Origin of the sequence: Streptomyces sp. SCSIO ZS0520 (assembly GCF_025643355.1) — a bacterium.
GTDB classification, from domain to species: Bacteria; Actinomycetota; Actinomycetes; order Streptomycetales; family Streptomycetaceae; genus Streptomyces; species Streptomyces physcomitrii.
In genome coordinates this window covers 3,959,429-3,985,247 of the sequence record NZ_CP092644.1, presented here as the reverse complement: position 1 = coordinate 3,985,247, position 25,819 = coordinate 3,959,429, and the positions used below count along the sequence as shown (strand labels likewise).

General features: G+C 73.2%; 24 protein-coding genes. 12 read left to right on the top strand and 12 right to left on the bottom strand.

The window, feature by feature from the left end; translation table 11 throughout:
- Positions 1–23: 23 nt before the first annotated feature.
- Positions 24–2,264, top strand: coding sequence for a SpoIIE family protein phosphatase (locus MID12_RS15395; RefSeq protein ID WP_263167844.1), 2,241 nt, complete (start codon positions 24–26; stop codon positions 2,262–2,264).
- On the opposite strand, the gene MID12_RS15390 is transcribed toward MID12_RS15395, so the two are convergent.
- On the bottom strand, positions 2,192–3,328 hold the full coding sequence (locus MID12_RS15390; RefSeq protein ID WP_052482375.1) for an AI-2E family transporter: 1,137 nt from the start codon (positions 3,326–3,328) through the stop codon (positions 2,192–2,194). The two genes, MID12_RS15395 and MID12_RS15390, sit on opposite strands and share 73 nt — an antisense overlap.
- A gap of 134 nt (positions 3,329–3,462) precedes the next feature.
- On the opposite strand from MID12_RS15390, the gene MID12_RS15385 reads away from it, so the two are divergent.
- Both MID12_RS15385 and MID12_RS15380 read left to right on the top strand, forming a co-directional pair.
- Complete coding sequence (locus tag MID12_RS15385) at positions 3,463–3,741, top strand: type II toxin-antitoxin system prevent-host-death family antitoxin (RefSeq protein ID WP_040251034.1); 279 nt, start codon at positions 3,463–3,465, stop codon at positions 3,739–3,741.
- Positions 3,731–4,237, top strand: coding sequence for a type II toxin-antitoxin system VapC family toxin (locus tag MID12_RS15380; RefSeq protein WP_263167841.1), 507 nt, complete (start codon positions 3,731–3,733; stop codon positions 4,235–4,237). The genes MID12_RS15385 and MID12_RS15380 overlap by 11 nt, the downstream gene beginning before the upstream one ends.
- Before the next feature lie 58 nt (positions 4,238–4,295).
- Here MID12_RS15380 and MID12_RS15375 read toward each other — a convergent pair whose 3' ends face one another.
- From MID12_RS15375 to MID12_RS15365, 3 genes are all read right to left on the bottom strand, one after another.
- Positions 4,296–5,252, bottom strand: a complete 957-nt coding sequence (locus MID12_RS15375) for a pirin family protein (protein ID WP_040251018.1) — start codon at positions 5,250–5,252, stop codon at positions 4,296–4,298.
- 221 nt (positions 5,253–5,473) lie between these two features.
- Positions 5,474–6,007: a hypothetical protein gene (locus tag MID12_RS15370; protein ID WP_052482373.1), complete on the bottom strand. Its 534-nt coding sequence runs from the start codon at positions 6,005–6,007 to the stop codon at positions 5,474–5,476.
- Positions 6,008–6,356: 349 nt separating this feature from the next.
- Positions 6,357–6,842, bottom strand: a complete 486-nt coding sequence (locus MID12_RS15365) for an SseB family protein (RefSeq protein WP_040251012.1) — start codon at positions 6,840–6,842, stop codon at positions 6,357–6,359.
- 320 nt (positions 6,843–7,162) lie between these two features.
- On the opposite strand from MID12_RS15365, the gene MID12_RS15360 reads away from it, so the two are divergent.
- The 6 genes from MID12_RS15360 to MID12_RS15335 all read left to right on the top strand — a co-directional run bounded on the left by MID12_RS15360 (position 7,163) and on the right by MID12_RS15335 (position 13,935).
- The gene (locus tag MID12_RS15360; RefSeq protein ID WP_040251010.1) at positions 7,163–8,989 is read left to right on the top strand and encodes an acyl-CoA dehydrogenase; all 1,827 of its coding nucleotides are present in this window, start codon (positions 7,163–7,165) and stop codon (positions 8,987–8,989) included.
- Positions 8,990–9,121: 132 nt separating this feature from the next.
- On the top strand, positions 9,122–10,414 hold the full coding sequence (locus tag MID12_RS15355; RefSeq protein ID WP_040251007.1) for a M18 family aminopeptidase: 1,293 nt from the start codon (positions 9,122–9,124) through the stop codon (positions 10,412–10,414).
- 139 nt (positions 10,415–10,553) lie between these two features.
- The gene (locus MID12_RS15350; RefSeq protein WP_040251002.1) at positions 10,554–10,772 is read left to right on the top strand and encodes a DUF6458 family protein; all 219 of its coding nucleotides are present in this window, start codon (positions 10,554–10,556) and stop codon (positions 10,770–10,772) included.
- 270 nt (positions 10,773–11,042) lie between these two features.
- Positions 11,043–11,981, top strand: coding sequence for a hypothetical protein (locus MID12_RS15345; protein ID WP_263167836.1), 939 nt, complete (start codon positions 11,043–11,045; stop codon positions 11,979–11,981).
- Between the two features lie 220 nt (positions 11,982–12,201).
- Complete coding sequence (locus MID12_RS15340) at positions 12,202–13,092, top strand: helix-turn-helix domain-containing protein (protein ID WP_411576960.1); 891 nt, start codon at positions 12,202–12,204, stop codon at positions 13,090–13,092.
- Positions 13,093–13,155: 63 nt separating this feature from the next.
- A complete protein-coding gene (locus tag MID12_RS15335; protein WP_263167833.1) occupies positions 13,156–13,935 on the top strand; it encodes an SDR family NAD(P)-dependent oxidoreductase in 780 nt (259 codons plus the stop codon).
- 35 nt (positions 13,936–13,970) lie between these two features.
- Here the strand turns inward: MID12_RS15335 and MID12_RS15330 are convergent, their stop codons facing one another.
- The 3 genes from MID12_RS15330 to MID12_RS15320 are packed head-to-tail and all read right to left on the bottom strand — an operon-like array spanning position 13,971 to position 16,861.
- Positions 13,971–15,818: an NHL domain-containing thioredoxin family protein gene (locus MID12_RS15330; RefSeq protein ID WP_040250994.1), complete on the bottom strand. Its 1,848-nt coding sequence runs from the start codon at positions 15,816–15,818 to the stop codon at positions 13,971–13,973.
- Complete coding sequence (locus MID12_RS15325; protein WP_263167831.1) at positions 15,815–16,222, bottom strand: signal peptidase I; 408 nt, start codon at positions 16,220–16,222, stop codon at positions 15,815–15,817. Before MID12_RS15325 ends, MID12_RS15330 begins: the two co-directional genes overlap by 4 nt.
- 45 nt (positions 16,223–16,267) lie before the next feature.
- Positions 16,268–16,861: a GNAT family N-acetyltransferase gene (locus tag MID12_RS15320; protein WP_263167828.1), complete on the bottom strand. Its 594-nt coding sequence runs from the start codon at positions 16,859–16,861 to the stop codon at positions 16,268–16,270.
- A gap of 137 nt (positions 16,862–16,998) precedes the next feature.
- Here MID12_RS15320 and MID12_RS15315 point away from each other — a divergent pair, with 137 nt between their 5' ends.
- On the top strand, positions 16,999–17,529 hold the full coding sequence (locus tag MID12_RS15315) for an LURP-one-related/scramblase family protein (RefSeq protein ID WP_052482370.1): 531 nt from the start codon (positions 16,999–17,001) through the stop codon (positions 17,527–17,529).
- A 78-nt stretch (positions 17,530–17,607) separates the two neighbouring features.
- On the opposite strand, the gene MID12_RS15310 is transcribed toward MID12_RS15315, so the two are convergent.
- Complete coding sequence (locus MID12_RS15310) at positions 17,608–18,387, bottom strand: carbon-nitrogen family hydrolase (protein WP_263167826.1); 780 nt, start codon at positions 18,385–18,387, stop codon at positions 17,608–17,610.
- A gap of 238 nt (positions 18,388–18,625) precedes the next feature.
- Between MID12_RS15310 and MID12_RS15305 the strand changes: the two genes are divergently transcribed.
- Positions 18,626–19,450 carry a maleylpyruvate isomerase family mycothiol-dependent enzyme gene (locus MID12_RS15305; protein ID WP_040250984.1) on the top strand — a complete coding sequence of 275 codons (825 nt, stop codon included), beginning with the start codon at positions 18,626–18,628 and terminating at the stop codon, positions 19,448–19,450.
- Positions 19,451–19,472: 22 nt separating this feature from the next.
- Here MID12_RS15305 and MID12_RS15300 read toward each other — a convergent pair whose 3' ends face one another.
- A complete protein-coding gene (locus MID12_RS15300) occupies positions 19,473–20,783 on the bottom strand; it encodes an MFS transporter (protein ID WP_040250981.1) in 1,311 nt (436 codons plus the stop codon).
- On the bottom strand, positions 20,780–21,505 hold the full coding sequence (locus tag MID12_RS15295; RefSeq protein ID WP_078844991.1) for a GntR family transcriptional regulator: 726 nt from the start codon (positions 21,503–21,505) through the stop codon (positions 20,780–20,782). Before MID12_RS15295 ends, MID12_RS15300 begins: the two co-directional genes overlap by 4 nt.
- A gap of 429 nt (positions 21,506–21,934) precedes the next feature.
- Between MID12_RS15295 and MID12_RS15290 the strand changes: the two genes are divergently transcribed.
- Positions 21,935–22,903 (top strand): D-alanyl-D-alanine carboxypeptidase family protein, encoded by a 969-nt coding sequence (locus MID12_RS15290; RefSeq protein WP_040250975.1) that lies wholly within the window; start codon positions 21,935–21,937, stop codon positions 22,901–22,903.
- Between the two features lie 312 nt (positions 22,904–23,215).
- Here the strand turns inward: MID12_RS15290 and MID12_RS15285 are convergent, their stop codons facing one another.
- Positions 23,216–24,472: a DUF1266 domain-containing protein gene (locus MID12_RS15285; protein WP_040250973.1), complete on the bottom strand. Its 1,257-nt coding sequence runs from the start codon at positions 24,470–24,472 to the stop codon at positions 23,216–23,218.
- Between the two features lie 122 nt (positions 24,473–24,594).
- Entirely contained in the window at positions 24,595–25,686 is a 1,092-nt protein-coding gene (locus MID12_RS15280) for a sensor histidine kinase (RefSeq protein WP_040257309.1), read from the bottom strand.
- Positions 25,687–25,819: the final 133 nt, after the last annotated feature.

Below are 25,819 nucleotides of genomic sequence, written 5' to 3'. Positions count from 1 at the left end.
GTGCCTCTTCTTAAGGTGAGGCAATGCGCACCGATGATCCCTTCCGTCCGGAAAGGGATGTTCTGGTGACCCTGGCCACCGGGCTGTGGCACTGGGACACCGCGGCGGGCGCCGTACGGCTGGACGCCGAGGCGGCCCGGCTCGTGGGGCTGCCCGCGCACCCGGTGACGCTCTCCGAGGCGGGCGCCCGCTCCCGCTTCCACCCGGTGGACTGGAACGAGATCGAAGGGGTGGTACGGCTCGCGGTCGCCGAGGACACCCTGACGGAGGTGCGGCTGCGGGTCATGGACGAGGAGGGCCGAGTGCTGCGGGCCGTCCGCAGCCGCTCCAAGCCCAGCCAGGACCCGGAGACCGGGCACTACCGGCTGCTCGGCACCCTCCAGGAGATCAGCGAGCCCTCGGCGGACGGCGGCCGGGCCCCCGTCATCGGCGACTGGCGCCGCGCCCGCGAGGCCTTCCTGCTCGACGCGGGGCGGGCGCTCGCCGAGGCGCGCTCCACCCAGGAGGTGCTGCGGGTCGCGGCGGGGCTGTCGATGCCGGGTTTCTCGCCGGACGGGCTCGCCGTCTTCGGGGCGGAGGGCGACCGGCTCACCGTGATCGGCCACCACGGGCACGCGGAGGGCGACGAGAACCCCTTCACCGCGATGCCCCTGGAGACCGACTACCCGGCCGCCGAGGTGGTCCGCACCGGCCGCGCCGTCTACCTGGCCTCGCCGGAGGCCTACCGGCGCCGCTATCCGGTGACCTGGCCGCTCGCCGAACCCTTCGGCCGGGAGTCCTGGGCCTTCCTGCCGCTGATCGTGGCGGGGCGCACCATCGGGGCGTGGATGGCGGCCTTCTCGTACCGGGTCTCCTTCACGCCCGACGAGCGCTCGGTGCTGACCACGGTGGCCCGGATGCTGGCGGGCGCGCTGACCCGCGCCAACACCGCCGAGACCGAGCGCGAGCTGACCGACGGCCTGCAGCGCGCGATGCTGCCCACCCTCGGCCCGCAGGTCCCCGAACTCCAGGTCGCCGCCCGCTACGTCCCCACCGGCGGCGGGCTCCAGGTCGGCGGCGACTGGTTCGACATGATCTCGCTGCCGACCGGGCGGATCGCGCTGGTGGTCGGCGATGTGCAGGGCCACGACGTGCGCGCCGCGGGGCTGATGGGCCAGCTGCGGATCGCCCTGCGCGCCTACGCCTCCGAGGGGCACCGGCCCGACGCGGTGCTCGCGCGGGCCAGCCGCTTCCTCGCCGGGATCTCCGACTCGGTCGCGCACAGCCTCAACCCGCAGACCGAGGCCGACCCGGAGCCCCGCTTCGCGACCTGCCTGTACGTGGAGGCCCAGCCCGGCACCGGGATCCTCGACATCGCCCGGGCCGGGCACCCGGACCCGGCGATCCGGATGGCCGACGGGACGGTGGTGCTCCGGCCGACCGCGGGCGGGCTGCCGCTCGGCATCGACCCGGACCCGGACTATCCGACCACCCGGCTGGTCCTGGAGACCGGCGAGACCATGCTGATGTGCACCGACGGGCTGATCGAGACCGGCGGGCACGATCTGGACTCCGGCTGGGCGCGGATCCGCACGATCATGGAGGAGCACCGCGGCGAGCGCCTCGAAGGCCTCGCCGAGGCCCTGGTCCAGGCGGTGCACGGCCCTTCCTCGCACTACACCACGGGGCCGCTCGCCGACCGCCGCGAGGACGACATCGCGATGCTGCTCGTCCGGCGCAACAAGCGGCCGCAGCAGCTGACCCCCGCCCGCCGGGTGGCCCTGACCGTGGCGCAGGCCGAGCCGGAGCGGGTCGCGGGCGCCCGCCAGCAGGTGCGGGAGGTGCTGCACGACTGGTCGGACGCGGAGCAGGTCGACGCGGCGGTGCTGATGGTCTCGGAGATGCTCACCAACGTCCTGGTGCACACCGACGGCGACGCCCTGCTGGTCGCGGTGGTCAGCGGGGAGGCGGGCCGGCGGCGGCTGCGGGTCTCGGTCGGCGACGCCAGCGACGACCTGCCGCATCTGCGTCAGCCCGGCGAACTCGCCTCCTCGGGCCGCGGCCTGGTCCTGATGGACCTGCTCGCGGACTCCTGGGGGGTGGACCCGCAGGGCGACGGCAAGTCGATCTGGTTCGAGCTGCACGAGGTACGGGGGCGGGGGCGCCGGGCCCGCGCGGGCGGCGGCGGGAGCGCGGCGGGCCGGACGGCCGGTCAGCCGCCCGGCGGGGGCGGTCCGGGCGGACCGGGCGGTTCCTCGCGGGACGCGGCGACCGCCGCCGAGTAGCGGCCGCGCAGCTCGGCGTAGACCCCGAAGCCCGCGGCGGTCATCGGCACGGCGAGCAGCATCCCGAGGATCCCGGCGACGGAGGCCCCGGCGGCGATGGCGAGCATGACGATCGCGGGGTGCATCTGCACGGTGCGGGACTGGATCAGCGGCTGGAGCAGGTGCCCCTCGACGACCTGCACGGCCAGCACCACGCCGAGCACCCACAGGGCGATCACGAAGCCGCGGTCGGCGAGCGCGACCAGGATGGCGACCGCGCCGGAGAGGAAGGCCCCGAGGTAGGGGATGTAGGCGCCGACGAAGACCAGCGCGCCGAGCCCGACGGCACCGGGGACGCCGAGCACGAGCAGCCCCACGGTGATGAAGACGGCGTCGATGAGGGCGATCAGCGTCGTCCCGTGCATGAAGCCCTCGACGGCCCGGAACGCCCGGCGCGCCATGGCCTCCAGGAGCGAGCCGGAGTTCGCGGGCGCCAGCGAGTGCAGGGCGCGCACCGCCCGGTCGGAGTCGCGCAGGAAGAAGAAGAGCAGCAGCAGGGCGAGCACCGCCGTGGCGATCGACTCGCCGACCACGCTGATCCCGCTGAGCAGCCCGGAGGCGGCCGTACCGCCGAACTTCCCGCCGAACTCGCGGGCGCGGGAGGTCAGATCGTCCAGCGAGGTCCCCTCGGCGCCGAAGTGCCGGGCGACCGACTCGGCGGTGTCCCGCAGCGAGTCGACGATCTCGCCGCCGGTGTCGATCAGCGCGGAGACCACGATGTACACGGCCCCGCCGACCACCGCGAGCACGGCGAGCACCGTCAGCCCCGCGGCCAGCGACTGGTTGAGCCGCCGCCGCACCAGCCACCGGTACAGCGGCCCGAGCAGCGCGGCCCCGAGCAGCGCGAGCAGCACCGGCACCACGGCCGCCCGGAAGAACACCGCCAGCCGGATGACGACCACCGCGACCGCGGTCACCAGCAGGATCAGCAGACACCAGGCCCCGATACGCCGCGCCGGCTCGGGCAGCAACGCCCCTCCGGCTCCCCGCCCCGCCCGCGCCCCGGTTCCCTGTCCCTCTGCCATACGGCCAGCTCAGCACGGCGGCTGCCCGGGCGGGGGCAGGCGGGGCCGGAGGGGGTGCGGATGGGGGAGGGGGTGAGGGCGGCCGGAGAACGGGGCGGGCACGCTGTAGCACCATGTAGCACCAGCCGCGTACGATGGATCCCGTGAGTATTCAGCCTGAGGTGACCCAGCGCGATCTGCGCAACAGGTCCAAGGAGATCATGGACGCGGTCCAGGGCGGACAGGCGTTCACGGTGACCCGTGACGGCCACCGGATCGGCGAGCTGGTCCCGCTCCGCCGGCGGCGCCGCTTCGTACCCCGCGCGGAGTTCGCCGCGATGTCCCGGTCGGCGCCCGAGGTGTCGCGGGAGGCCTTCCGGGCCGACCAGGACGCGCTGGCGGACCAGGCGCCGAGCGACCCCTATGACCGCTGAGCGGACCGGGCGCGGGGAGCCCGATCCCCCAGGTGCGGCCGCGCCCTCGTACCGGCAGGGCCTGCTCGACACCAACATCCTGATCCAGCGGAGCCGGATCGCCGTGGCGGATCTTCCGGACGAGGTCGCGATCAGCGCGCTCACCCTGGCGGAACTCTCCGCAGGGCCGCACGCCGTGCGCAGGAACGAGGAGCAGGACCTCTACGACGAGCACGCCGAACGCGCCCGGCGGATGGACGTACTCCAGCGGGCCGAGAACGAGTTCGATCCGCTCCCCTTCGACGCCGAGGCCGCCCGCGTCTACGGGCGGGTCTGCGCCGCGGTCGTCGCGGCCGGGCGCAAACCGCGCGGCCGGGTGGTGGACCTCATGATCGCGTCCACCGCGATCGCCGAGGGCCTGCCGCTCTTCACGACGAACCCGGCCGACTTCACCGGGCTTTCGGAACTGCTGACGGTGGTTCCGGTACGGCTCGGTGGCGAGTCGGACCGAGGCTGAGCAGGGCACAGCCCCGGTCGCCGTCATCGCGCCGCGACCGGGGCCGGTGCCCCGCTCCTCACATCCCGTGCACCGCCGGAACGGTGCCGAGGCGGCCCTTCTGGAAGTCCTCGAAGGCCTCCTGGAGTTCCTGGCGGGTGTTCATCACGAACGGGCCGTAGTGCGCCATCGGCTCGCGCAGGGGGCGGCCGCCGAGGAGGACGACCTCCAGGTCGGGGGTGTGGCCGTCCTGCTTCTCGTCCGCGCGGACGGTGAGCGAGGAGCCGGGGCCGAAGACGGCGGTCTGGCCGCTGTGCACCGGGCGGCGTTCGGCGCCCGCGCTGCCCGCTCCGGCGAGGACGTAGGCGAGGCCGTTGAAGTCCGCGCGCCAGGGCAGGGTGACCTCGGCGCCGGGGCGGACCGTCGCGTGGACCATGGTGATCGGGGTGTGGGTGATGCCGGGGCCCTCGTGGCCGTCCAGCTCACCGGCGATCACGCGCAGCAGCGCGCCGCCGTCCGGGGAGCTGAGCAGCTGGACCTGGCCGCCGCGGATGTCCTGGTAGCGGGGGTCCATCATCTTGTCCTTGGCGGGCAGGTTCACCCACAGCTGGAGGCCGTGGAAGAGGCCGCCGGAGACGACGAGTTCCTCGGGCGGCGCCTCGATGTGCAGCAGCCCGGACCCCGCGGTCATCCACTGGGTGTCGCCGTTGTTCAGGGTGCCGCCGCCCCCGTTGGTGTCCTGGTGCACAAAGCTTCCGTCGATGAGGTACGTGACGGTCTCGAAGCCGCGGTGGGGGTGCCAGGGGGTGCCCTTGGGCTCGCCGGGCGCGTAGTCCACCTCGCCCATCTGGTCCATCATGATGAACGGGTCGAGGTGCTTGTAGGCGAGCCCGGCGAAGGCCCTGCGCACCGGGAATCCCTCGCCCTCGAAACCGCTGGGCGCGGTGCTCACGGCCAGCACCTTGCGGGCGGTGGCCTCGGCCGGGGCGGCGACCCGGGGCAGGGTCAGCGGGTTCTCTACGGTCACTGCGGGCATGGTCCGTACCTCCTTGTGCGCCGAGTTTAGTTGAACTCTGAACTTTCTGTCGAGGGGAACCGCACCCGGCGTCCGGGTATTCCCGCGCCCCGGGCGCCCCAGCCCGCGCCCGGACAGCGCGAAGGCCCCCGCGGGCGGAGGGATCCGCTCGCGGGGGCCGTGTTCGGCTGTGCGGTGTTCGGCCGTGCTGTGCCCGGCCGGGTCGGCCGGAACCGGGGGGGTCAGCCGCACATGGTGGGCGCCATGACCTCGTCCGGGCTGTTCCAGCTCATGCACGCGTAGCCGGAGTGGCCGTACCAGTTGTGGCCGAACTCGTGGGCGGCGAGCAGCTGGAAGTCGCTGGCCAGCGTGGAGAGCGTGATCTTCTGACCGGCGCCCCAGTTGCAGCCTATGACCCCGCCGGCCTGGTAGACCGGCTCGGAGCCGCGGGCGCCGCAGCCCTCGACGTAGCCGCTGACGCAGTTGACCGGGGTGCCGGAGCCCTCGGTGGCGCCGCCCCAGTAGTTGGCGCCGCCGCGGATCTGGCCCTCCCGGCCGCCACAGGAGCCGTCGATGACGTAGCCCCAGGCCGCGGCCTTTCTGGCGTCCGCCTGCGGGGCGGACTTCGCCGCCTGCGCCGTGGTCGCGGCGTCCGCCGAGCGGGTCGTGGTGGCGCGGGCCGGGGCGCTGTCCGCGTTGTCGGCCGCGGCGGGCACCGTGAGGGCCACGGCGGCGACGAGTGCGGCTCCGACCGCCGTGGCGATTCGTGTGAGCATGACAAGTCTCCTCATGAGTGGGGGGAGAGACGCCCTGCCCGGGGCCCGTCCTGGGCCGCGGACGTGTGCGCCGGACCGGAACAGGGGTATTCCGGCCGCCCGGCCGGGGGTTGGGGGCATCCGGCCGGTTGCCAGGAAGCTAGAGCCCCGCACCGCGCCCGCCCATCCGGGAGGGGCCTGCTACGGATACGTAAGAAAAGAGCGCGCGAGGTCAGGGCACCGGCGCGCGGCCGGCCGCGGGGGCGCGGCGGCGCCCGCCCTCAACCGGGCGGAGGGGAAAGGGAGTTGCGCGGGGCAGGGGCGGAGGCGCGCGGAGGAGGAGCGGTGGTGCGGGGCCGGGCGGCGGGCCTCAGCCGTACATCCGCCGCATCGCGAAGTCGACCATCTGCTCCACGGCCTTGGCGTCGAAGACCATGCGGTGCTCGCCCTCCATGTCCAGGACGAAGCCGTAGCCGGTCGGCAGCAGGTCGATCACCTCGGCGCCGGTGATCACGAAGTACTTGGACTCCTTGCCCGCGTACCGGCGCAGCTCCTTCAGCGAGGTGAACATCGGGATCACCGGCTGCTGGGTGTTGTGCAGGGCGAGGAAGCCGGGGTTGTCGCCGCGCGGGCAGTACACCTTGGCGGTGGAGAAGATCTGCTGGAAGTCCTCGGCCGCCATGGAGCCCGTGGTGAAGGCCCGCACCGCGTCGGCGAGCGAGGGCGGGGAGGGCTCGGGGTAGAGCGGCGGCGGCTGCTGGCCGTACCCGCCGGGGGCCTGCTGTGGCGGCGGCTGGGGCGGCGCGTACTGCTGCCCCTGGGCCGTGGGCCCCGCGTGCTGGTCGTAGCCGTACATGGCGCACAGAGTACCGAGCGGGGGTACGCGCCGGGGAGCGGACCGGGGCGGCGGGGGCGGATCCCGGCCAGCGGGTCGGGTCCGCGGTCCGGTCCGGGTAGACCACCTCACACTTCGCCACGCGGGCTTGCGCGTTATTACCGGTGGGTAGCATCATCATGACTACGACTGCCGGTAGGGGGTCGCCACCCGACCACCGAACCGGTCACACCGTCACCAGACGCACCGTCACAGGGTCAGCACGAGGAACCGCCGTCCGCGGCCGGCACCCCCGCCCGGGGCGCCGTGCGCCACCGCAATTGAATTCGGAGCTTTACGCCATGGGGCACTACAAGTCGAATCTCCGTGACATCGAGTTCAACCTCTTCGAGGTGCTCGGCCGCGACAAGCTGTACGGCACCGGCCCGTTCGCGGAGATGGACACCGACACCGTCAAGAGCATCCTCTCCGAGATCAACCGCCTCGCCGAGAACGAGCTCGCGGAGTCCTACGCCGACGCGGACCGCAACCCGCCGGTCTTCGACCCGGCGACCAACACCGCGCCCGTCCCCGAGTCCTTCAAGAAGAGCTACAAGGCCTTCATGGACTCCGAGTACTGGCGCCTCGGCCTGCCCGAGGAGATCGGCGGCACCAGCACCCCGCCGTCCGTGATCTGGGCGTACGCGGAGCTGCTCCTCGGCGCGAACCCGGCGATCTGGATGTACTCCTCCGGCCCGGCCTTCGCGCGCATCCTCTTCGAGGAGGGCACCGCGCAGCAGCAGGAGATCGCGAAGATCGCGGTCGAGAAGACCTGGGGCGCCACCATGGTGCTCACCGAGCCGGACGCCGGTTCGGACGTGGGCGCCGGCCGCACCAAGGCCGTGCAGCAGGAGGACGGCTCCTGGCACATCGAGGGCGTGAAGCGGTTCATCACCTCCGGTGAGCACGACATGGAGGAGAACATCATCCACTACGTGCTCGCCCGCCCCGAGGGCGCGGGACCGGGCACCAAGGGCCTCTCCCTCTTCCTCGTGCCGAAGTTCCTCTTCGACTTCGAGACCGGCGAGCTGGGCGAGCGCAACGGCGTCTACGCCACCAACGTCGAGCACAAGATGGGCCTGAAGGCCTCCAACACCTGCGAGATGACCTTCGGCGACCAGCACCCCGCCAAGGGCTGGCTGATCGGCGACAAGCACGACGGCATCCGCCAGATGTTCCGCATCATCGAGTTCGCCCGCATGATGGTCGGCACGAAGGCGATCTCCACCCTCTCCACCGGCTACCTCAACGCCCTGGAGTACGCCAAGGAGCGCGTGCAGGGCCCCGACCTCGCGCAGTTCATGGACAAGACCGCGCCCAAGGTCACCATCACCCACCACCCCGACGTGCGCCGCTCGCTGATGACGCAGAAGGCGTACGCGGAGGGCATGCGCGCCCTGGTGCTGCACACCGCGACCGTGCAGGACGCGATCGCGCTCGGCGAGGCCAACGGCGACGACGTCACCGAGCTGAGCAACCTCAACGACCTGCTGCTGCCGATCGTGAAGGGCTACGGCTCGGAGAAGGCCTACGAGCAGCTCGCGCAGTCCCTGCAGACCTTCGGCGGCTCCGGCTACCTGCAGGAGTACCCGATCGAGCAGTACATCCGGGACGCCAAGATCGACACCCTCTACGAGGGCACCACCGCGATCCAGGGTCAGGACTACTTCTTCCGCAAGATCGTCCGCAACCAGGGCGCCGCGCTGAACTCGCTCGCCGAGGACATCAAGAAGTTCCTCGCCGAGGCCTCCGGCGGCGAGGAGCTCGCCGAGGCGCGCGAGCAGCTCGGCAAGGCCGCGGTCGACCTGGAGTCCATCGTCGGCACCATGCTGACCGACCTCGCGGGCACCGAGAAGGACGTCAAGTCCATCTACAAGGTCGGCCTCAACGCCACCCGCCTGCTGCTCGCCTCCGGCGACGTGGTCGTCGGCTACCTGCTGCTGCGCGGCGCGGCCGTCGCCGCCGAGAAGCTGCCGAGCGCCTCCAGCAAGGACAAGGCCTTCTACCAGGGCAAGATCGCCGCGGCCAAGTTCTTCGCCGCGAACATCCTCTCGGGCCTGGCGCTCCAGCGCCAGCTCTCCGAGTCGGTGGACCTCGGCCTGATGGAGCTGGACGAAGCGGCCTTCTGAGCGCCCGTCATCCCTCAGCGCCCGTGCGCCAAGGGCCCGTTCCCGGACATCGGGGACGGGCCCTCGCCCGTGCGGGCGGCCGGACGAAAGCTTCCCCCGGACCGCGCAGGCGTACGTAGCTAAGGTGAACCCATGAGCACACCCCCCCGCTTCGACCGCGGCCACACCGACGACCTGATGTCCTTCCTGGCGACGAGCCCCACGCCGTACCACGCGGTGGCGAACGCCGCGGAGCGCCTGGAGAAGGCCGGATTCCGTCAGGTCGCCGAGACCGACGCCTGGGAGGGCGGCACCGGCGGCCGCTACGTCCTGCGCGGCGGCGCGCTCATCGCCTGGTTCGTGCCCGAGGGCGCCGAGCCGCACACGCCCTTCCGGATCGTCGGCGCGCACACCGACTCCCCGAACCTGCGGATCAAACCCCTCCCCGACACCTCCGCGCACGGCTGGCGCCAGGTCGCCGTCGAGGTCTACGGCGGCCCGCTGCTCAACTCCTGGCTGGACCGCGACCTCGGCCTCGCCGGGCGGCTCTCGCTGCGGGACGGGGCCAGCCGCCTGGTCAACGTCGACCGCGCCCTGCTGCGCGTCCCCCAGCTCGCCATCCACCTCGACCGCGCGGTCGGCACCGACGGCCTCCAGCTCGACAAGCAGCGCCACGTCCAGCCCGTCTGGGGACTCGGCGAGGCGCACGAGGGCGATCTGATCCGCTTCCTGGAGCAGGAGTACGGACTCGCCGAGGGCGAGGTCACCGGCTGGGACCTGATGACCCACTCCATCGAGCCGCCCGCCTACCTCGGCCGGGACCGCGAACTGGTCGCGGGCCCCCGGATGGACAACCTGCTCTCCGTGCACGCGGGCACCGCGGCGCTGGCCGCCGCGAGCAGCTCGGGCTCGCTGCGCCACATCCCGGTGCTCGCCGCCTTCGACCACGAGGAGAGCGGCTCGCAGTCCGACACCGGCGCCGACGGCCCGCTGCTCGGCTCGGTCCTGGAGCGCAGCATCTTCGCCCGCGGCGGCGGCTTCGAGGACCGCGCCCGCGCCTTCGCCGGTACGGTCTGCCTCTCCTCCGACACCGGCCACGCGGTGCACCCCAACTACGCCGAGCGCCACGACCCGACGCACCACCCCCGGGCGGGCGGCGGCCCCATCCTCAAGGTCAACGTCAACAACCGCTACGCCACCGACGGCAGCGGCCGGGCGGTGTTCGCCGCGGCCTGCGAGAAGGCCGGGGTGCCCTTCCAGTCCTTCGTCTCCAACAACTCCATGCCCTGCGGCACCACCATCGGCCCGATCACCGCGGCCCGGCACGGCATCAGGACGGTGGACATCGGCGTCGCGATCCTGTCCATGCACAGCGCCCGCGAGCTGTGCGCGGCCGAGGACCCCTCGCTGCTCACCAGCGCCCTGGTCGCCTTCCTGGACGGCTGAGCGGAGGCGGCCCGGCCCCGCGCGCGGCGGCTCCGTCCGCCCCTCGTGCATGGCATGACGCCCTGCGGGTACCCGCAGCAGAGCCGAACGACCATCCATACGGAACGAACACTCCGTACGCACGAGGGAGTTGAGACATATGGGCCTGGGCGGATCGATTCTCCTGATCGCCGTGGGGGCCATTCTCGCCTTCGCCACCGACTGGGACATTGACGGGGCGAATGTGAACCTCATCGGGGTGATCCTGATGGCGGCCGGTCTGCTCGGGGTCGCCGCGTTCACCAGCATCTACAAGCGGCGCCGGGCCGTCGTGCCGCAGGCCACGGTCATCGAGGACCGCCACCAGAACCCGCTGTGAGCCCGGCCCCGGAGGACCCCGGCCGGGTCCCGGAGCCCCCCGCGGTGTCCCGTCACGTCCCAGCGGACCCGCGGGTACGTCCCGTCCCTCGCGTACCGGCCTGACGTCCCAGCAGGTCAGCGCGGTGCGGCCGAGATCCCTGTCCCACCGGGGGCCCGGGCGCCGCGCGGGCCCCCTCGGGCGGCCGAGGATGAGTCCCGTCGACAGGGCCACCCGGTACGGCGCCATCCGGCGCGGTGCGGGCGGCCCCCTGATCGAGGGGAGAGAGGCATGCGGAACGACGGGGGCACGTCCCACGGGCATGGCACACTCCGCAGGCGACTGACCCGCAAGGTGCTGCCCGCGCTCGCCGCGGGCGGGATCACCGTCGCGGGACTCTCGGGGCTCTCGGCCGCCGCCGGTGCCGCGGAACCCGGCCACGCGGCCGTGGACGTCCAGGACCGCGCGGCGGGCACCACGGCGCGTTCGGTCGCGGACGTCCGGCAGGGCGCCGCCGGAACCGAGTTCCCGACCTGGGGGACCGGCTGGGTGGTGCACGCCGAGGCGGACGCGGGCTCGGCGGCCGTCGGCACGCTCAACAAGACGGCGCCCGGGGCGGACCGGATCACCGCGGACTACCAGGTGGACACCGGGCGCAAGCTCTGCGAGGGCAGCGCCTGTTCGACCTATATGGCGCACCTCACCGCACCCGTCGAGGGCTTCCTCAGCGTGGTCGCGGTGGACATCCCGCAGGACTCGCTGCCGGGCGTGCCGGTCAAGGGCGGCGAGACCCCGCCGCAGCAGCCCGGCGGCACCCGCGCCGAGGCCCTGCAGCGCGCGGCCACCTGGCTCACCGCCAACAACGGTGCCCAAGTCCCGTACAGCCAGACCGACTTCTGGACCGACGGCTACCGCCAGGACTGCTCCGGCTATGTCTCGATGGCGCTGGACCTGGGCGCACCCGGACCGAACACCGTGGGCCTGACCAGCCCCGAGATCACCACGCCCATCGCGGTGGCCGACCTGCGCCCCGGTGACCTGCTCATCGACGCGGACGGCGACAGCAACACCCGGCACGTGGTGATGTTCGAGAAGTGGGACGACGAGGCGCACACCTCCTACACCGCCTACGAGCAGCGCGGCGGCCACGGCACCGACCACCGTTCCCTGACCTACGGGCTGAACGACACGGTGTTCACGCCCTACCGGCCGCTGAAGTACACCGACTGAGCGGTCCTTCCACCAGCGGCGTCCGGTACCCCACGACCGGACGCTCCACGAGGCGGACCCGGACCGGCGTACGGGAGAGGCGAGCGAGCTGCCACGGGGGGCCGCTCGGTCACCGAGTCACCCGTCCGGTCCGGGCCACCGCCCGAATCGTGTCACTAGGGGCACCTTCGCCACACGAGAGCGGAGGTGCCTCTCGCATGTACGCTCCGGCTGTGCTCAAATGCCGTGCGTGCATGGGAATCAGAAGCGCCCCGACAACCCGCGCCGCAAGCCGCTCGCCCCATTGCCCGAGCAACTCACCGGGCCGGTACGCGACTTCGTGACGGCGCTGCGCCACATGCACGGCGAACTGGGCCTGAGCCTCTCGGACTTGGAGAGCCGGCTGCCGGCCAGCCGCTCCTCGCTCTCCCGCTATCTGCGCGGCCAGTCGCTGCCCGACGAGCGCCTCCTGGTGCAGTGGTGCAAGCTCTCCTTCACCGGCGAGGACCGCCTCCCCGAGCTGGTACGGCTGCTGCATCTGGCCGTGGACGCCGCGGGGGCACAGGAGTTGGCGGGGGAGCCCCCGCAGGGACCGGACCGGCCGGAGGAGGGTGCGGACCGCGCCGACGGTACGGACCGGGATCCGGCGGACGGCGGGCCCGAGGGGGGCGGTCCGCGCCGCGGGAAGCGGTTCGCCGTGCTCGCGGGCCTCGGTGTGCTGGTCGTGCTCGCCGGTTCCGCGGCCCTCGCCATGTCGCTCGGCGGCGGCTCCTCCTCCGGCGGCGAGGACGGGCAGAAGAGCAGCGCGACCGAAGTGGTCACCGTCCACAACATCGACCAGAACTGCACCCGGGAGCACGCGCGGGAGCGCGCCCGCGAGTGCCGCCTCGGCCTCGCCCTGGACCCGTACGCGCCCTACCGGCCCTCCAATATCGGCGGCCATGTCTGGCACGGCGACCGGCTGACCGCCGACTGCCGGATCGCCAACGGGGTGACGGTCACCGACGAGGTCGGCGGCCACAGCAGCGTCTGGTACCGGGTCCGGCAGAAGGAGCACACGCTCTGGCTGCCGGGGATCCGGCTGGCCCACGACCGGCTCCAGTACTCCTCGCTGCGCAACTGCCCGGACTGAGCCCGTCCGCCAACCGACCTGCGCCTAGCGCGTGTTGACTCCCCCTCTCTCCCAAGGTGATCCATGCCCGCCACCCCCACCGCCCGCCGCGTCCTCGTCAGCGGGGCCTCCCGGGGCCTCGGCCGCGCCCTCGCCCAGGCCTTCGCCGCCCGGGGCGACCGGGTCGCCGTGCACTACGCGAGCCGCCCGGAGCAGGCCCGCGCCACCCTCGACTCGCTCGCGGCCCCCGCGGAAGGGGCCCATGTCCTGGTCGGCGGCGACCTCTCGGTGCCGGAGGGCGCCGAGCGCGTCGCGGCCGAGGCGGCGGACGGCCTCGGCGGGCTCGACGTGCTGGTCAACAACGCGGCGGCGAGCACCCCGGCGCACCCGCCCGCCGAGACCTCCTACGCCGCCTGGGCCGCCGCCTGGCAGCAGCATGTGAACGTCAACCTGCTCGCCACCGCGCACCTCAGCCACCTCGCCGCCCAGCGCATGATCGCGCAGGGGTCCGGCGGACGGATCGTCAACATCGGCTCCCGGGGCGCCTTCCGGGGCGAGCCCGAGCACCCCGCCTACGGCGCCACCAAGGCCGCGGTGCACGCCCTCGGGCAGTCCCTGGCGGTCGCCCTCGCCCCGCACGGCATCGGGGTGGCCTCCGTCGCGCCCGGCTTCTTCGCCACCGAACGTGTGGCGGACCGGCTCAACGGCGCCTCCGGCGAGGCGATCCGCGCCCAGTCGCCGTTCGGCCGGGTCGCCGAGCCCGAGGAGGTCGCCGCGGCGGTGCTCTGGCTGGCCTCGCCGGAGGCCGAGTGGGCCTCCGGCACCGTCCTCGACCTCAACGGGGCTTCCTACCTGCGGACTTGAGGACCCGGGGCGGGAGAACCGGTGCGGCGGGCTCCTCAGGCCTGCGCGCCGCCCGCCCCCTGTTCGTCCATCCCCGCGAGCACCAGCGGCAGCCGGGCCGCGCCGCCCTCGGTGACGGTGACCGGCACGCCCCAGTCCTGCTGGTGCACATGGCAGGCCGGGTACTCGTTGGCCGGGTCGTCGTCGCAGGAGGCGGCCATCGCGGAGACGTGCAGGACGCCCTCGGTCAGCTCCGGGTTGAGCTCCAGGGTGCGGGCCAGGTCGGTGCCGGGGCCCTCGCCGCCGAGGAGGAGCTCCGGCGGGGTGGCGGAGACGAGCAGGCGGGTGGAGGGGCCGTAGCGGGTGTCGAGCTTCTGGCCCGCGGGGGCCTGGAAGACGATGTCCAGGGCGAGGCTGCCCGGCGCGACCTCGGTGGCGGCGCGCTGGGTGCGGTGGGCGACGGACTCCACCCGTACCGCCTCCTCGGGCAGCCTCAGCCGGGTCAGCCGGTGCCGGGCCGACTCCACCACCACGATGTCCTCGCCGACCAGGACCGCGTCCGAGGGCTCCCGCAAGTCCGTTGCCAGCGTGGTGACTTCGCCGGTCGCGGGGTCGTAGCGGCGCAGCGCGTGGTTGTAGGTGTCGCTGACGGCGACCGAGCCGTCCGGCAGCGCGGTGACCCCGAGCGGGTGCTGGAGCAGCGCCTGGTCCGCCGCCCCGTCGCGGTGGCCGAAGTCGAAGAGGCCGGTGCCGACCGCGGTGTGCACGGCGCCGCCGGTGTCCACCCAGCGCAGCGCGGAGGTCTCGGAGTCGGCGAGCCAGAGCCGGTCCCCGGCCGCGGCGAGCCCGGAGGGCTGCGCGAACCAGGCCTGCTCCCCGGGGCCGTCGAGCAGCCCCTCGTTGGTGGTGCCCGCCGCCACCCCGACCCTCCCGGCGGCCGGGTCGTACGTCCACAGCTGGTGCACGCCCGCCATGGCGATCCACACCTGGCCGCCGAAGAGCGCCACGTCCCAGGGCGAGGAGAGGTCGACCTCGCGGGCGGGGCCGCTGACGGGCGAGCCCTGCCACCACTGCCTGCCGGTGCCCGCGAGGGTGCGCACCCGCCCGGAGTCCAGGTCGAGGGCGCGCAGCGCGTGGTTGACGGTGTCCGCGACGACCACGGTGGAGTCGTCGAGCAGCGCGAGCCCCTGCGGCTCGCTGAAGGAGGCCGCGGCGGGCTCCCCGTCGGTGAGGCCGCGCTGCCCGGAGCCGATCCGGCGCACCACCCGCTCCCCGTCCGGGGCCAGCTCGACCAGCTGGTGCCGGGTGGTGTCGGAGACCAGGAGGTTCCCCGAGGGGAGCAGCAGCGCCTTGCCGGGGAAGCGTAGATCGGTGGCGACCGGCTCCGGCGGTACGTAGGGGCCGTCGCCGCGCCGCAGGGTGCCCTTGGCGGCGTGCTCGGCCTCCAGCTCCGCGACCAGCCGGGCCAGCGCGTGGGCGTGGCCCTCGCCCGCGTGCTGGGCGACCACATAGCCCTCCGGGTCGACCACCACCAGGGTCGGCCAGGCCCGGACCGCGTACTGCTTCCAGGTCGCGAGCTCCGGGTCGTCGAGGACCGGGTGCTCGACCCCGTAGCGCTCGACGGCGTCCACCACGGCCGCGTGCTCGGCCTCGTGCACGAACTTCGGCGAGTGCACCCCGATGACCACCACGGTGTCGCGGTGCTTCTCCTCCAGCTCGCGCAGCTCGTCCAGGACGTGCAGGCAGTTGATGCAGCAGAAGGTCCAGAAGTCCAGGATCACGATGCGCCCGCGCAGCCCGGCGAGGCTCAGCTCCTTGCCGCCGGTATTGAGCCAGCCGCCCTCGCCGGTCAGCTCAGGGGCGCGGACACGGGGGCGGCGGGGGGCCGGGGGCACGTCGTTCATGGTTCCAGGGTGCCATCCCCGGGGTCCTGGCCCGGGCCCGGCGCCGGCGCCCGGTAGCCGGGCACCGAGGGCCAGCGCACGGTGAGCACCACCGAGGCCTCCTCCGCGTACCAGGAGTGGTCGACGCCCTTGCCCCAGACCACGTACTCGCCCTGCTCGGCCAGGGTCACCGCGCGGCCCGGGAACTCCATCCGGAAGCGCCCGGAGATCAGCACGAGCAGGGCGGTGCGCTCCTCGCCGCGCACCCACTCGGCGCGGGTGTCGCCGGGCGGGTGGACGCCCCATTTGATCTCCACGGCCTCGCTGTGCCGGGGGTCGCCGGGGTCCTTGAAGTGCCCGAGCAGCCAGCCGCGGTCGAGCGCCGCGTCCGGGCCCGCCCGGCCCACGTAGACCTCGTCCGCCATCAGCCGTCCCCGCCTGCCGTGAGTCGTCCTGTCCGAGCGGCGAGGCTAGCAACCGGGCGCCGGGCCGCCGCGGGCCGCCCGCTCCCGCCCGAGGGCGAGCAGCCGCGTGGTGCTCCCGTCCTCCTCCGCGAGGTCCCGTACGTGCCGGAAGCCGAGGCGGTCCAGGACGGCCAGCGAGCCGGAGTTCGGCGCGGCCACCGTGGCGTGCACCTCCGCGAGGCCCAGCTCCCCGAAGCCGTACGCGACCAGGGCCGCCGCCAGCTCCGAGCCGAGGCCCCGGCCCCAGGCGGCGGGGTCGAGGGCGTAGATGATCTCGTGGCCGCCGGGTACCGCCCCGGAGGGCTTGACCTCGGCGTGGCCGATGTACCGGTGGCCGCCGGGGGCCGCCGCGTCCCGCAGCCGCACCGCCCAGACGTCGAAGAGCCCGCCCGCGTACACCCGGGAGAAGATCCGCCCGAACAGCGCCCGGTCCTCCGCCTCCGGGGCCAGACCGTCGCCCATCCACCGGGCCACCTCCGCCTGCTGGAACAGGCCGAGGAAGGACTCCTCGTCGGCGGGTGCGTACGGGTCGAGCCGCAGCCGGGCGGACCGGAGCGCGGGAGAGGTGCGGGGCGTGCGGGGCGTGCCGGGGGCGGACATGCGCCGGGAAGCTACCCGGGGCACGCCGGGGCGGGCAACGGGATTTCGCGCGCCCCGCGCCCGTGCCGACCCCCGCCTTCTCAGTCCCCCGGCCTACCGCCCGCGTGAGCCGGGCGCCCCCGGGGAAGCCGTCCAGCATGCGGAACTCCCCCGGGGACCACACTCCCCGCTCAGGCAAGTACCTCGTACGCGACCGGCTCCTCGGCATCGGGGAGGACTACTGGATCGAGGACGAGCACGGCGGCAAGGTCTTCCTCGTCGACGGCAAGGCGATGCGGCTGCGGGACACCTTCGAGCTGAAGGACACCGGCGGCAACGTCCTCATCGACATCCACCAGAAGATGTTCGCGCTGCGCGACACCATGGTGATCTCCCGGGACGGCGAGGACCTCGCCACCATCAAGCGCAAGCGCCTGTCCCTGCTGCGCAACCACTACCGCGTCAGCCTCGCCGACGGCACCGAACTCGACGTCAGCGGCAAGATCCTGGACCGCGAGTTCGCCATCGAGTACGACGGCGAACTCCTCGCGGACATCTCCCGCCGCTGGCTGCGCGTGCGGGAGACCTACGGCGTCGAGGTGGTGCGCGAGGACGCCGACCCGGCGCTGCTCATCGCCGTCGCGGTCTGTGTGATCCATCTCGCGGACAAGGAACGGGACGAGGACTAGGGGACCGGCGGACGGATGGCCGCCGGCCGGAACCGGCGGCCGCTCGGGAGCCCGAACCGGCCGCCGCCCGGGGCCGGTTCAGCGGCCGAGGACCCGGTCCTTCAGCGCCGGGAACTCCTCGCGGGTGGCGGCGACCCGGGCCGGGTCCAGGTCCACGGTGAGCACCTGCTCGCCGTGGCCCGCCTCCGCGAGCACCGCGCCCCAGGGGTCGACGGCGATGCTGTGCCCGGCCTGCGGCACCCCGGCGTGCGTACCGGCCGAGCCGACGGCCAGGACGTACGCCTGGTTCTCGACGGCGCGGGCCTGGGCGAGCAGGGTCCAGTGGGCGCGGCGGCGCTCGGGCCAGCCCGCGGGGACCAGCAGGAGTTCGGCGCCCGCGTCGACCAGGCCCCGGAACAGCTCGGGGAAGCGCAGGTCGTAGCAGGTGGCCAGGCCGAGCGTGGTGCCGGGCAGCGGAACCGTGACCAGCTCCGTGCCCGCGCCCATCAGGACCGCCTCGCCCCGGTCGAAGCCGAAGCGGTGCATCTTGCGGTAGGAGGCGGCGAGTTCACCGTCCGGGCCGAAGACCAGCGAGGTGTTGTAGAGGGTGCCGTCCTCGGCGCGCTCCGGGATCGACCCGGCGTGCAGCCACACCCCGGTCTTCCGCGCGGATTCGGCCATCAGCTCGTAGGTGGGCCCGCGCAGCGGCTCGGCCTCCGCGGCGAAGCGCTCGAAGGCGAAGGCGCCGGTGGTCCACAGCTCGGGGAGGATCACCAGATCCGCCCCGGCTTGTTCCTGTACCAGCGAACTCGCCCTGTCGCGAAGGGAATCCACCGGTTCGTCGCCGTCTGGTCCGATCTGGAGGAGGGAAGCGCGCACAGTACCACCGTCCTGGCGTTGGGGTCGTCGTTACGGCCTACGATCGTCATCCGAAAGCACTGCCGGGGTGCCTTCGGGCAGCGTACTGTCTGTAGCGGGGGAGCCCCCGGCCTTCCACGACCGAAAACAGTCGGCACCGCTCCACCGCGGTCGGCCTCCGCGCCGGTCCGCCGCCCGGCCGACACCGTCCGACCAGCAACCGCCGGCCACCGTACGTCCGCCACGCCCGAGGGGTCTCGTGAGTCTCCATCCCAGCCTTCAGCCCTATGCCGATGCCTGGACCCACGCCGCAGAAGCGATATCCCAGCTCGTGACGCCGCTGCCCGACCAGGAGTGGAACCGGGCGACCCCCTGCCCCGGCTGGTCGGTGCGGGACGTCGTCTCCCATGTGATCGGCATGGAGTGCGAGGCGCTCGGCGACCCCCGCCCCATCCACACCCTGCCGCGCGACCTCTACCACGTGAAGACCGAGCCGCAGCGGTACATGGAGGTCCAGGTCGACGTCCGGCGGCACCACACCGCCCCGGAGATGACCGCGGAGCTGGAGTACACGATCATCCGCCGCTCGCGCCAGCTGCGCAACGAGTACCGGGAGCCCGACACCGAGATCCGCGGACTCCTCGGCCGGAACCAGACCCTCGAGGACCACCTGCGCGGCCGGGTCTTCGACACCTGGGTGCACGCCCAGGACCTGCGCGCCGCGCTCGCGACCCCCGGCGACCTGGACTCCCCGGGCTCCGCGGTCGTACGGGACACGATCCTCGACGAGCTGCCGAAGATCGTCGCCAAGCGGGCCGGGGCGGCGCCCGGTTCGGCGGTCGTCTTCGACGTCGGCGGCCCCGTCGAGTTCCTGCGCACCGTACGGGTCGACGCGAACGGCCGGGGCACCATCGACGGCTCCCCCTCGCTCGGCCCCACCCTGACCCTCAGCCTGGACTGGGAGACCTTCTACCGGCTCGCCTGCGGCCGCGTCACCCCGGAGTCCGCCGCCGGGGAGATCAAGGCCGAGGGCGACCAGGAACTCGCGGACGCGGTGCTCCGGGAGATCGTGGTCACCTTCTGAACGCCTGCTCCCCGTACGGCGGTCAGACGGGGACGTGCACCGTCTCCACCCGGCTCGCGACCAGCCGCTCGTCCTCGCGGCGGGCGGCCCGGCCGCGCAGCCGCAGGATCTGGCTGAGGCCGAGGGCCTGGAGCACGAAGAGGGCGCAGAAGGCCAGGCGGTAGTTGTCGCCGGTGAGGTCGAGGAGCACGCCGACCAGGAAGAGCGTCGTCATCGAGGCGACGAAGCCGCCCATGTTGACGATCCCGGAGGCGGTGCCCTGGCGCTCCGGCGGGTTGGCCGGGCGGGAGAAGTCGAAGCCGATCATCGAGGCCGGTCCGCAGGCGCCGAGGGCCGTGCACAGCACGATCAGCAGCCACAGCGGGGCGTGCGCCCCGGGCCAGGCCAGAACGGCCGCCCACAGCAGGGCACTTGAGGCCACCGTGCCGAGCGCGATCGGCATCCGGGCGTTCTGGTGCCGGGCGATCACCTGCCCGTAGACCAGGCCGACGGCCATGTTGGAGAGCACGACCAGGGTGAGCAGGGTGCCCGCGCCGCCGCGTGACATGCCCTGCGCCTCGACGAGGAACGGCAGCCCCCACAGGAGCAGGAAGAACATCGCCGGGAACTGCGTGGTGAAGTGCACCCAGAGGCCGAGCCGGGTGCCGGGTTCTCGCCAGGAGGCGGCGATCTGGCGGCGTACGAAGGCGGCGCCCCGGTGGGTCGCCGGTTCCGGCGCGAAGCCCTCGGGGTGGTCGCGCAGGAAGAGCAGCAGCAGGACCAGGACGAGCACCCCGCACAGGGCGCTGCCCGCGAAAGCGGCGGTCCAGCCCAGACCGTGCAGCAGCCGGGCGAGCACCAGGGTGGAGACCAGATTGCCCGCCATGCCCACCAGACCGGCGAGTTGGGCGACCAGCGGCCCGCGCCGGGCCGGGAACCAGCGGGTGCCGAGCCGCAGCACGCTGATGAAGGTCAGCGCGTCCCCGCAGCCGAGCAGCGCCCGCGAGGCCAGCGCGGAGCCGTAGGAGGTGGAGAAGGCGAAGCCGAGCTGGCCGAGGGTGAACAGGACCACGCCCATGGTCAGGACGCGCTTGGTGCCGAGCCGGTCGACGAGCAGGCCCACCGGTATCTGCATGCCCGCGTAGACGAGCAGTTGCAGGATGGAGAAGGTGGACAGGGCCGAGGCGTTGACGTCGAAGCGGTCGGCGGCGTCCAGGCCGGCGACGCCGAGCGAGGTGCGGAAGATGACGGCGACGAAGTAGACGGAGACGCCGATGGACCAGACGGCGATCGCGCGGCGCCCGCCCGGAGGATCGCCCGGCAGCAGCGGCGCGGCCGCCTCGCGGGTGCTCACCGGGCCTCACCCCGGGCCAGATGCGAGAACCAGCTGACGTGCCGGTGCACCAGGTCCTCGGCGAGCGGGGCGTCCTCGGCGCGCAGGGCGGCGAGGATCTCGGCGTGCTCGGCGATGTTCTTGGCGATGCGGTCCGGGTGCGAGTGCATCACGGCGATGCCCATCCGCAGCTGCCGGTCGCGGAGTTGGTCGTAGAGCCGGGAGAGGATGTCGTTGCCCAGGTTGCGGACGATCTCGGCGTGGAAGCAGCGGTCGGTGACGGCGGTGGCGGCCAGATCGCCCGCGGCGGCCTGCGCCTTCTGCCGCTCCAGGAGTTCCGCCAGGCGCGCGAGCAGGGCCGGCGGGGCGGGGACGGCCTTGCGCACCGCGTGCGTCTCGACGAGCTGCCGGGTCTCGACGACATCGGTGATCTCCTGCGCGGAGACCGGGAGCACCATCGCCCCCTTCTTCGGGTACAGCTTGAGCAGCCCCTCGACCTCCAGCTTGAGCAGCGCCTCCCGCACCGGGGTGCGCGAGACCCCGGTCGCCTCCGCCAGCTCGCCCTCGGTGAGCAGGGTGCCGCCCTCGTAACGCCGTTCCAGTACGGCGTGCTTGACGTGCTGGTAGACCCGCTCGGCGGCGGGGGGCTGTTTGCCGGGGGCGTGCGCGGCGGCGGTCGGGCCGGGGGTCGCGGCGGGGGAGCCGGTGGTGGTCAGGGCGGTCTCGGCGGGCGCGGCAGGCATGCGCACAGCTTAGATGCAACAGGTATCCGAGAGCTCCGGCGTTTCGCCATGCGGACAGCGGAAAGACGCCGTACGGATCGCCGCGCGGCCGGGAGGTCCCGTCCGCGGGTGTGGTCCGGTGCGGCGATGCGGTTCCGATTTCGGCACGTTGGAGGGGGAGGGCGGTGCGGGCCGCCGGGGACCGCGTATTCTCCGGTTGCCCCGGTTCGTCATGCGGATCACAGGCGCCCCGTCCGGGATCGCCGTGGTCGCGGGCGGACTGCTCACCGACGGCTGAGCAGACGCGGGCACCCATACCAGACGTTCCGCCTTATTCCAGACATCACCTTTCGGCATCTCGACAGAACCTCTCAGGTAGAGCGAACCATTCGGTCCTTCGATCACACCGGAGCGTTCACCTTGACAAGCGAATCAACGGGGGTACGCGCTGTGAGCGCACGTCTTCGCCTCACCGGCGCCCGCACGACCGCGGGCATCGCCCTGACCACCGGCCTCGTCCTCGCGGGCGGCGCCCTGGCCGCGCCCGCCCAGGCGGCACCGGTCCAGGCCGCACCGGCCGCCGCCAAGGCCCCGACGGTCGGCGCCAAGGGCGCCTATCTGCTGGACAACGCCAACGGCAAGAGCCTGTTCAGCAAGGCCGGTGACACCCGCCGCCAGATGGCGAGCACCACCAAGATCATGACGGTCAGCGTCGTCCTCGACACCAAGGGCGTCGACCTCAACCGCAAGGTCACGGTCAAGCAGGCCTACCGCGACTACGTGGCCAAGATGGGCGCCAGCACCGCCGACCTGCGCACCGGCGACAAGCTCACCGTGCGCCAGCTCCTCTACGCGACGATGCTGCCCTCCGGCTGCGACGCCGCCATGGCGCTCGCGGACACCTTCGGCAGCGGCAAGACCACCGCCGCGCGTACGAAGTCCTTCATCTCCAAGATGAACGCCAAGGCCAAGGAACTCGGCCTGAAGAACACCGCCTTCGACTCCTTCGACGGCAACTCCCCCAAGGGCAAGACCTATTCGAGCCCGAAGGACCTGGCGAACCTCACCCGCCACGCCCTGAAGAAGACCGACTTCCGCACCGTCGTGAAGTCCACCCAGACCGTCCAGAAGGCCCCCGCCGCGAACGGCGGCACCCGGACCTACACCTGGTACAACACCAATAAGCTGCTCGGCTCCTACAAGGGCACGATCGGCGTCAAGACCGGCACCAACACCCCGGCCGGACCCTGCCTCGTCTTCGCGGGCACCCGCGGCTCCAAGACCGTGGTCGGCGTCCTCCTGAACGACTCCGCCGACCGCTTCAAGGACGCGGGCAAGCTCATGGACCACGCCTTCGGCACCAAGACCGCGAAGAACATGACCCTCCGCAAGCTCCCGGCCTCGGCCCAGCGGGACTGAGGGGCGGCGGCGCAACAGCCGTAGCAGCACTGCGGGAAGGGCCCGTCGCGATGGTCGCGGCGGGCCCTTCGGCGTGCGTGCGGCGTCGGTGCGCGGGCGGGCGGGCGGGCGTGCGTGCGGGCGTCGGCGGTCCGGTCACGTATTCGGTTCCGGATTCGGTTCCGGTGCCGCGCTGGTGGCCGGGCTCAACGGGGCCCGTCTGCACGGCAGTTGGACGGCTGGTCCGTTGGTCTCGGCCTCGGAGACCGGAGACCGGAGACCGGAGACCGGAGACCGGAGGCCGGAGACGGAGACCGGAGCGCCGGGCGCGGCCTACCGGAACGGGATGTTGCGCCAGGGGCTCGCCTCTTCGGTCATCAGGATCCGGTGGGCTTCGGCCATCTCCTCGTACCAGGAGCCGAACTCCTCCTCGTCGAAGTGGAGGCAGCGCCCGAGGATGTATCCGGCCGAGAAGTCCTGCCAGGAGCGGTAGGTGAGGGCGGCGCTCCGGCCCGCCTGGACCACCGCGCGCTCCGCCTCCTCCAGGGTGCCGAACCGGGCGCCGAGACCCCATCTCGCCATCTTCGAGGCCCGCCCGAGGTCCCAGGCCTCCACGGAGGTCACGTATCTGTTCGCGTCCAGGATGCCGTCGGCCCGCATCCGCGCCTCGTAGCGGGTGATGCGTCCGATCAGCCGCTGCACGCCCTCGATACGGGCCGCCGTTTCGGACTCGGGCCGGGGCTCGATCCGGGTGACGCCCTCGGCGGTCAGCTCCGCCGCCTCGCCCGCGTTGCGGCGCATCACGATCTCCACCGACTGCCGCCAGTACGCCGGGTCGACGTGCCCGCCGAAGTCGCGGGCGATGGTGCGGCGCAGCCCGAGCGCGAACTCCCATACCGCGCTGTGCGCCTCGCAGTCGAGCAACTGCCCGAGCGCGCCCAGCCATTGCTCCCGGGTGGTGATGCCCCACCACTCCTTGAGCCGCTGCCGCTCACCCGGGTATCCGGTGCCGTGCCAGGCCATGGCGTTCCACAGCGAGCCGTTGCTGACGCAGAGCAGCGCCCCGCAGGCGAGCCCGTGCGCGACCGGTCCGCGCAGCGCGCCGCCCACGTTCAGGGCACGCAACTGTCCCGCGAAGCGCGGCATTCCGGCGCGTTCCCCGGCCCCCGCCCACAGCGCGTGGTGCGGCGGCACGGTCGGCAGCACCGCCTCGCAGGGGCTGCCCGGGTTGACCACGAAGCTCGTCGCCACCCGCGGCACCAGCCAGGAGGGCTGGGCGAACCAGCGCAGCGGCTCCCAGTCGAAGAACTGCCCCGGCACCGGCGGCGGCAGCATCCCCTCGGTGTACAGGTGCAGCCAGCGGTTCCTGCCCCAGGGGTCGTGCCGGAAGGCCGGGTAGACGGAATCCTGCGCGTCCGCCTTGTCCGGCCGTATCTCGAAGAAGAGCTTCGCCCGCGCGAGTACGTCGAAGTACCCGGGCCAGTCGCCGCGGCCCCGGGCCTCGTACAGGGCGTGCTCCACGGGCGTCGGGGCGGTCCAGGGAGCGGGGTGCCCCGGGGCGGGGTGGGCAGGCGGCGGGGCGAAGTTCATGGACGGGCTCAACTCGGGTTCGGCCGTGCACAGGAAGGGCACGCGGTGACGGGCGCTTCAGTATCGCCCGGGGTCGGGGGCGTGGTCGAGGCGGTCCGGGGCTGCCGTGGACCTCTTCGGGGTCAGGCCTCCGCCACCGGCAGGGTCACCTCGAAGCAGCAGCCGCCGGTGACGTTGCGGACGGCGGCCTGGCCGCGGTGGGCCTCCACGATGCCGCGGACGATGGCGAGGCCCAGGCCGGCGCCGGGCGGGGTGCGGGAGGCGGTGCCGCGCCAGCCGGTGTCGAAGACGCGGGGCAGGTCCTCCTCGGGGATGCCGCCGCAGCCGTCGGTGACCGCGAGGACGACGCCCCCGGGGGAGCGTTCGGCGGTCACGGCGACGGTGCCGTCGGCGGGGGTGCGGCGGATCGCGTTGAGGAGCAGGTTGCCGAGGACGCGGCTCATCTCCTTGCCGTCGACCTCCACCGGCAGCGCGGCCACCCGGTCGCCGACCAGCCGTACCCCGTGCTCGCGCGCCACCGCGTCGGCGCCCGCGAGCGCGTCGCCGACCAGGTCGTAGACGCTCATCCGGGACGGGGTCAGCTCCATCGCCCCGGCGTGTATACGGGAGAGTTCGAAGAGGTCGCCGACCATCGAGTCGAGGTGTTCGACCTCGGTGCGCATCCGGCGCAGATAGCGTTCCGGCTCGGCCGCCACCCCGTCCTCCAGGGCCTCCGCCATGGCGCGCAGGCCCGCGAGCGGGGTCCGCAGATCGTGCGAGATCCAGGCGACCAGCTCGCGGCGGGAGGCCTCCAGGGCGCGCTCGCGGGTGCGGGACTCGGCCAGCCTGCTGCTGGTGGCCTCCAACTCACGGGAGAGCGCGGCCAGTTCGGCGGTCGCCGGTTCACCGGGGGCGTCGAAGCTGCCGCCCTCGCCGAAGGTACGGGTGGCCAGGGTGAGCGCCCGGCTGCGGGCCACCACCCACCGGCCGAGCAGCAGCGCGGTGGCCAGCGAGACCACGGCGGCCATCGCCACCACCGTGGTGACCACCGTCAGATCGTGCGCCGAGAGGAACATCGCCCAGGCGACCGCCAGCGTGCCCGCGAGCATCGCGGTGACCGCGACCGCCGAGACCACCGTCAGCGAGACGGTCAGCGAACGGTGCCGCAGCAGCACCAGCGCTCCCGCGCCGAGCAGGCCCGCGGCCGCGGCCCCGAGGAAGGCGAGCAGGGCCATGGCGAGTACGTCGTGCACGGGATCAGACCTCGGGATCGGGGCGGGGGAGGCGGGGAGAGGGAGGGGGAGCGGGGGCGAGGGTGGGAGGCAGATGAGCGGGACGCGGTGCGGGGAGGGTGCGGTGGTGGTCCTT

Excerpts from the sequence above, each read along its gene's own strand:
- MID12_RS15395 (WP_263167844.1), top strand. The coding sequence starts at position 24 with ATGCGCACCGATGATCCCTTCCGTCCGGAAAGGGATGTTCTGGTGACC.
- MID12_RS15390 (WP_052482375.1), bottom strand. The coding sequence starts at position 3,328 with ATGGCAGAGGGACAGGGAACCGGGGCGCGGGCGGGGCGGGGAGCCGGA.
- MID12_RS15385 (WP_040251034.1), top strand. The coding sequence starts at position 3,463 with ATGGATCCCGTGAGTATTCAGCCTGAGGTGACCCAGCGCGATCTGCGC.
- MID12_RS15380 (WP_263167841.1), top strand. The coding sequence starts at position 3,731 with ATGACCGCTGAGCGGACCGGGCGCGGGGAGCCCGATCCCCCAGGTGCG.
- MID12_RS15375 (WP_040251018.1), bottom strand. The coding sequence starts at position 5,252 with ATGCCCGCAGTGACCGTAGAGAACCCGCTGACCCTGCCCCGGGTCGCC.
- MID12_RS15370 (WP_052482373.1), bottom strand. The coding sequence starts at position 6,007 with ATGCTCACACGAATCGCCACGGCGGTCGGAGCCGCACTCGTCGCCGCC.
- MID12_RS15365 (WP_040251012.1), bottom strand. The coding sequence starts at position 6,842 with ATGTACGGCTACGACCAGCACGCGGGGCCCACGGCCCAGGGGCAGCAG.
- MID12_RS15360 (WP_040251010.1), top strand. The coding sequence starts at position 7,163 with ATGGGGCACTACAAGTCGAATCTCCGTGACATCGAGTTCAACCTCTTC.
- MID12_RS15355 (WP_040251007.1), top strand. The coding sequence starts at position 9,122 with ATGAGCACACCCCCCCGCTTCGACCGCGGCCACACCGACGACCTGATG.
- MID12_RS15350 (WP_040251002.1), top strand. The coding sequence starts at position 10,554 with ATGGGCCTGGGCGGATCGATTCTCCTGATCGCCGTGGGGGCCATTCTC.
- MID12_RS15345 (WP_263167836.1), top strand. The coding sequence starts at position 11,043 with ATGCGGAACGACGGGGGCACGTCCCACGGGCATGGCACACTCCGCAGG.
- MID12_RS15340 (WP_411576960.1), top strand. The coding sequence starts at position 12,202 with ATGCCGTGCGTGCATGGGAATCAGAAGCGCCCCGACAACCCGCGCCGC.
- MID12_RS15335 (WP_263167833.1), top strand. The coding sequence starts at position 13,156 with ATGCCCGCCACCCCCACCGCCCGCCGCGTCCTCGTCAGCGGGGCCTCC.
- MID12_RS15330 (WP_040250994.1), bottom strand. The coding sequence starts at position 15,818 with ATGAACGACGTGCCCCCGGCCCCCCGCCGCCCCCGTGTCCGCGCCCCT.
- MID12_RS15325 (WP_263167831.1), bottom strand. The coding sequence starts at position 16,222 with ATGGCGGACGAGGTCTACGTGGGCCGGGCGGGCCCGGACGCGGCGCTC.
- MID12_RS15320 (WP_263167828.1), bottom strand. The coding sequence starts at position 16,861 with ATGTCCGCCCCCGGCACGCCCCGCACGCCCCGCACCTCTCCCGCGCTC.
- MID12_RS15315 (WP_052482370.1), top strand. The coding sequence starts at position 16,999 with ATGCGGAACTCCCCCGGGGACCACACTCCCCGCTCAGGCAAGTACCTC.
- MID12_RS15295 (WP_078844991.1), bottom strand. The coding sequence starts at position 21,505 with ATGCCTGCCGCGCCCGCCGAGACCGCCCTGACCACCACCGGCTCCCCC.
- MID12_RS15285 (WP_040250973.1), bottom strand. The coding sequence starts at position 24,472 with ATGAACTTCGCCCCGCCGCCTGCCCACCCCGCCCCGGGGCACCCCGCT.
- MID12_RS15280 (WP_040257309.1), bottom strand. The coding sequence starts at position 25,686 with ATGGCCCTGCTCGCCTTCCTCGGGGCCGCGGCCGCGGGCCTGCTCGGC.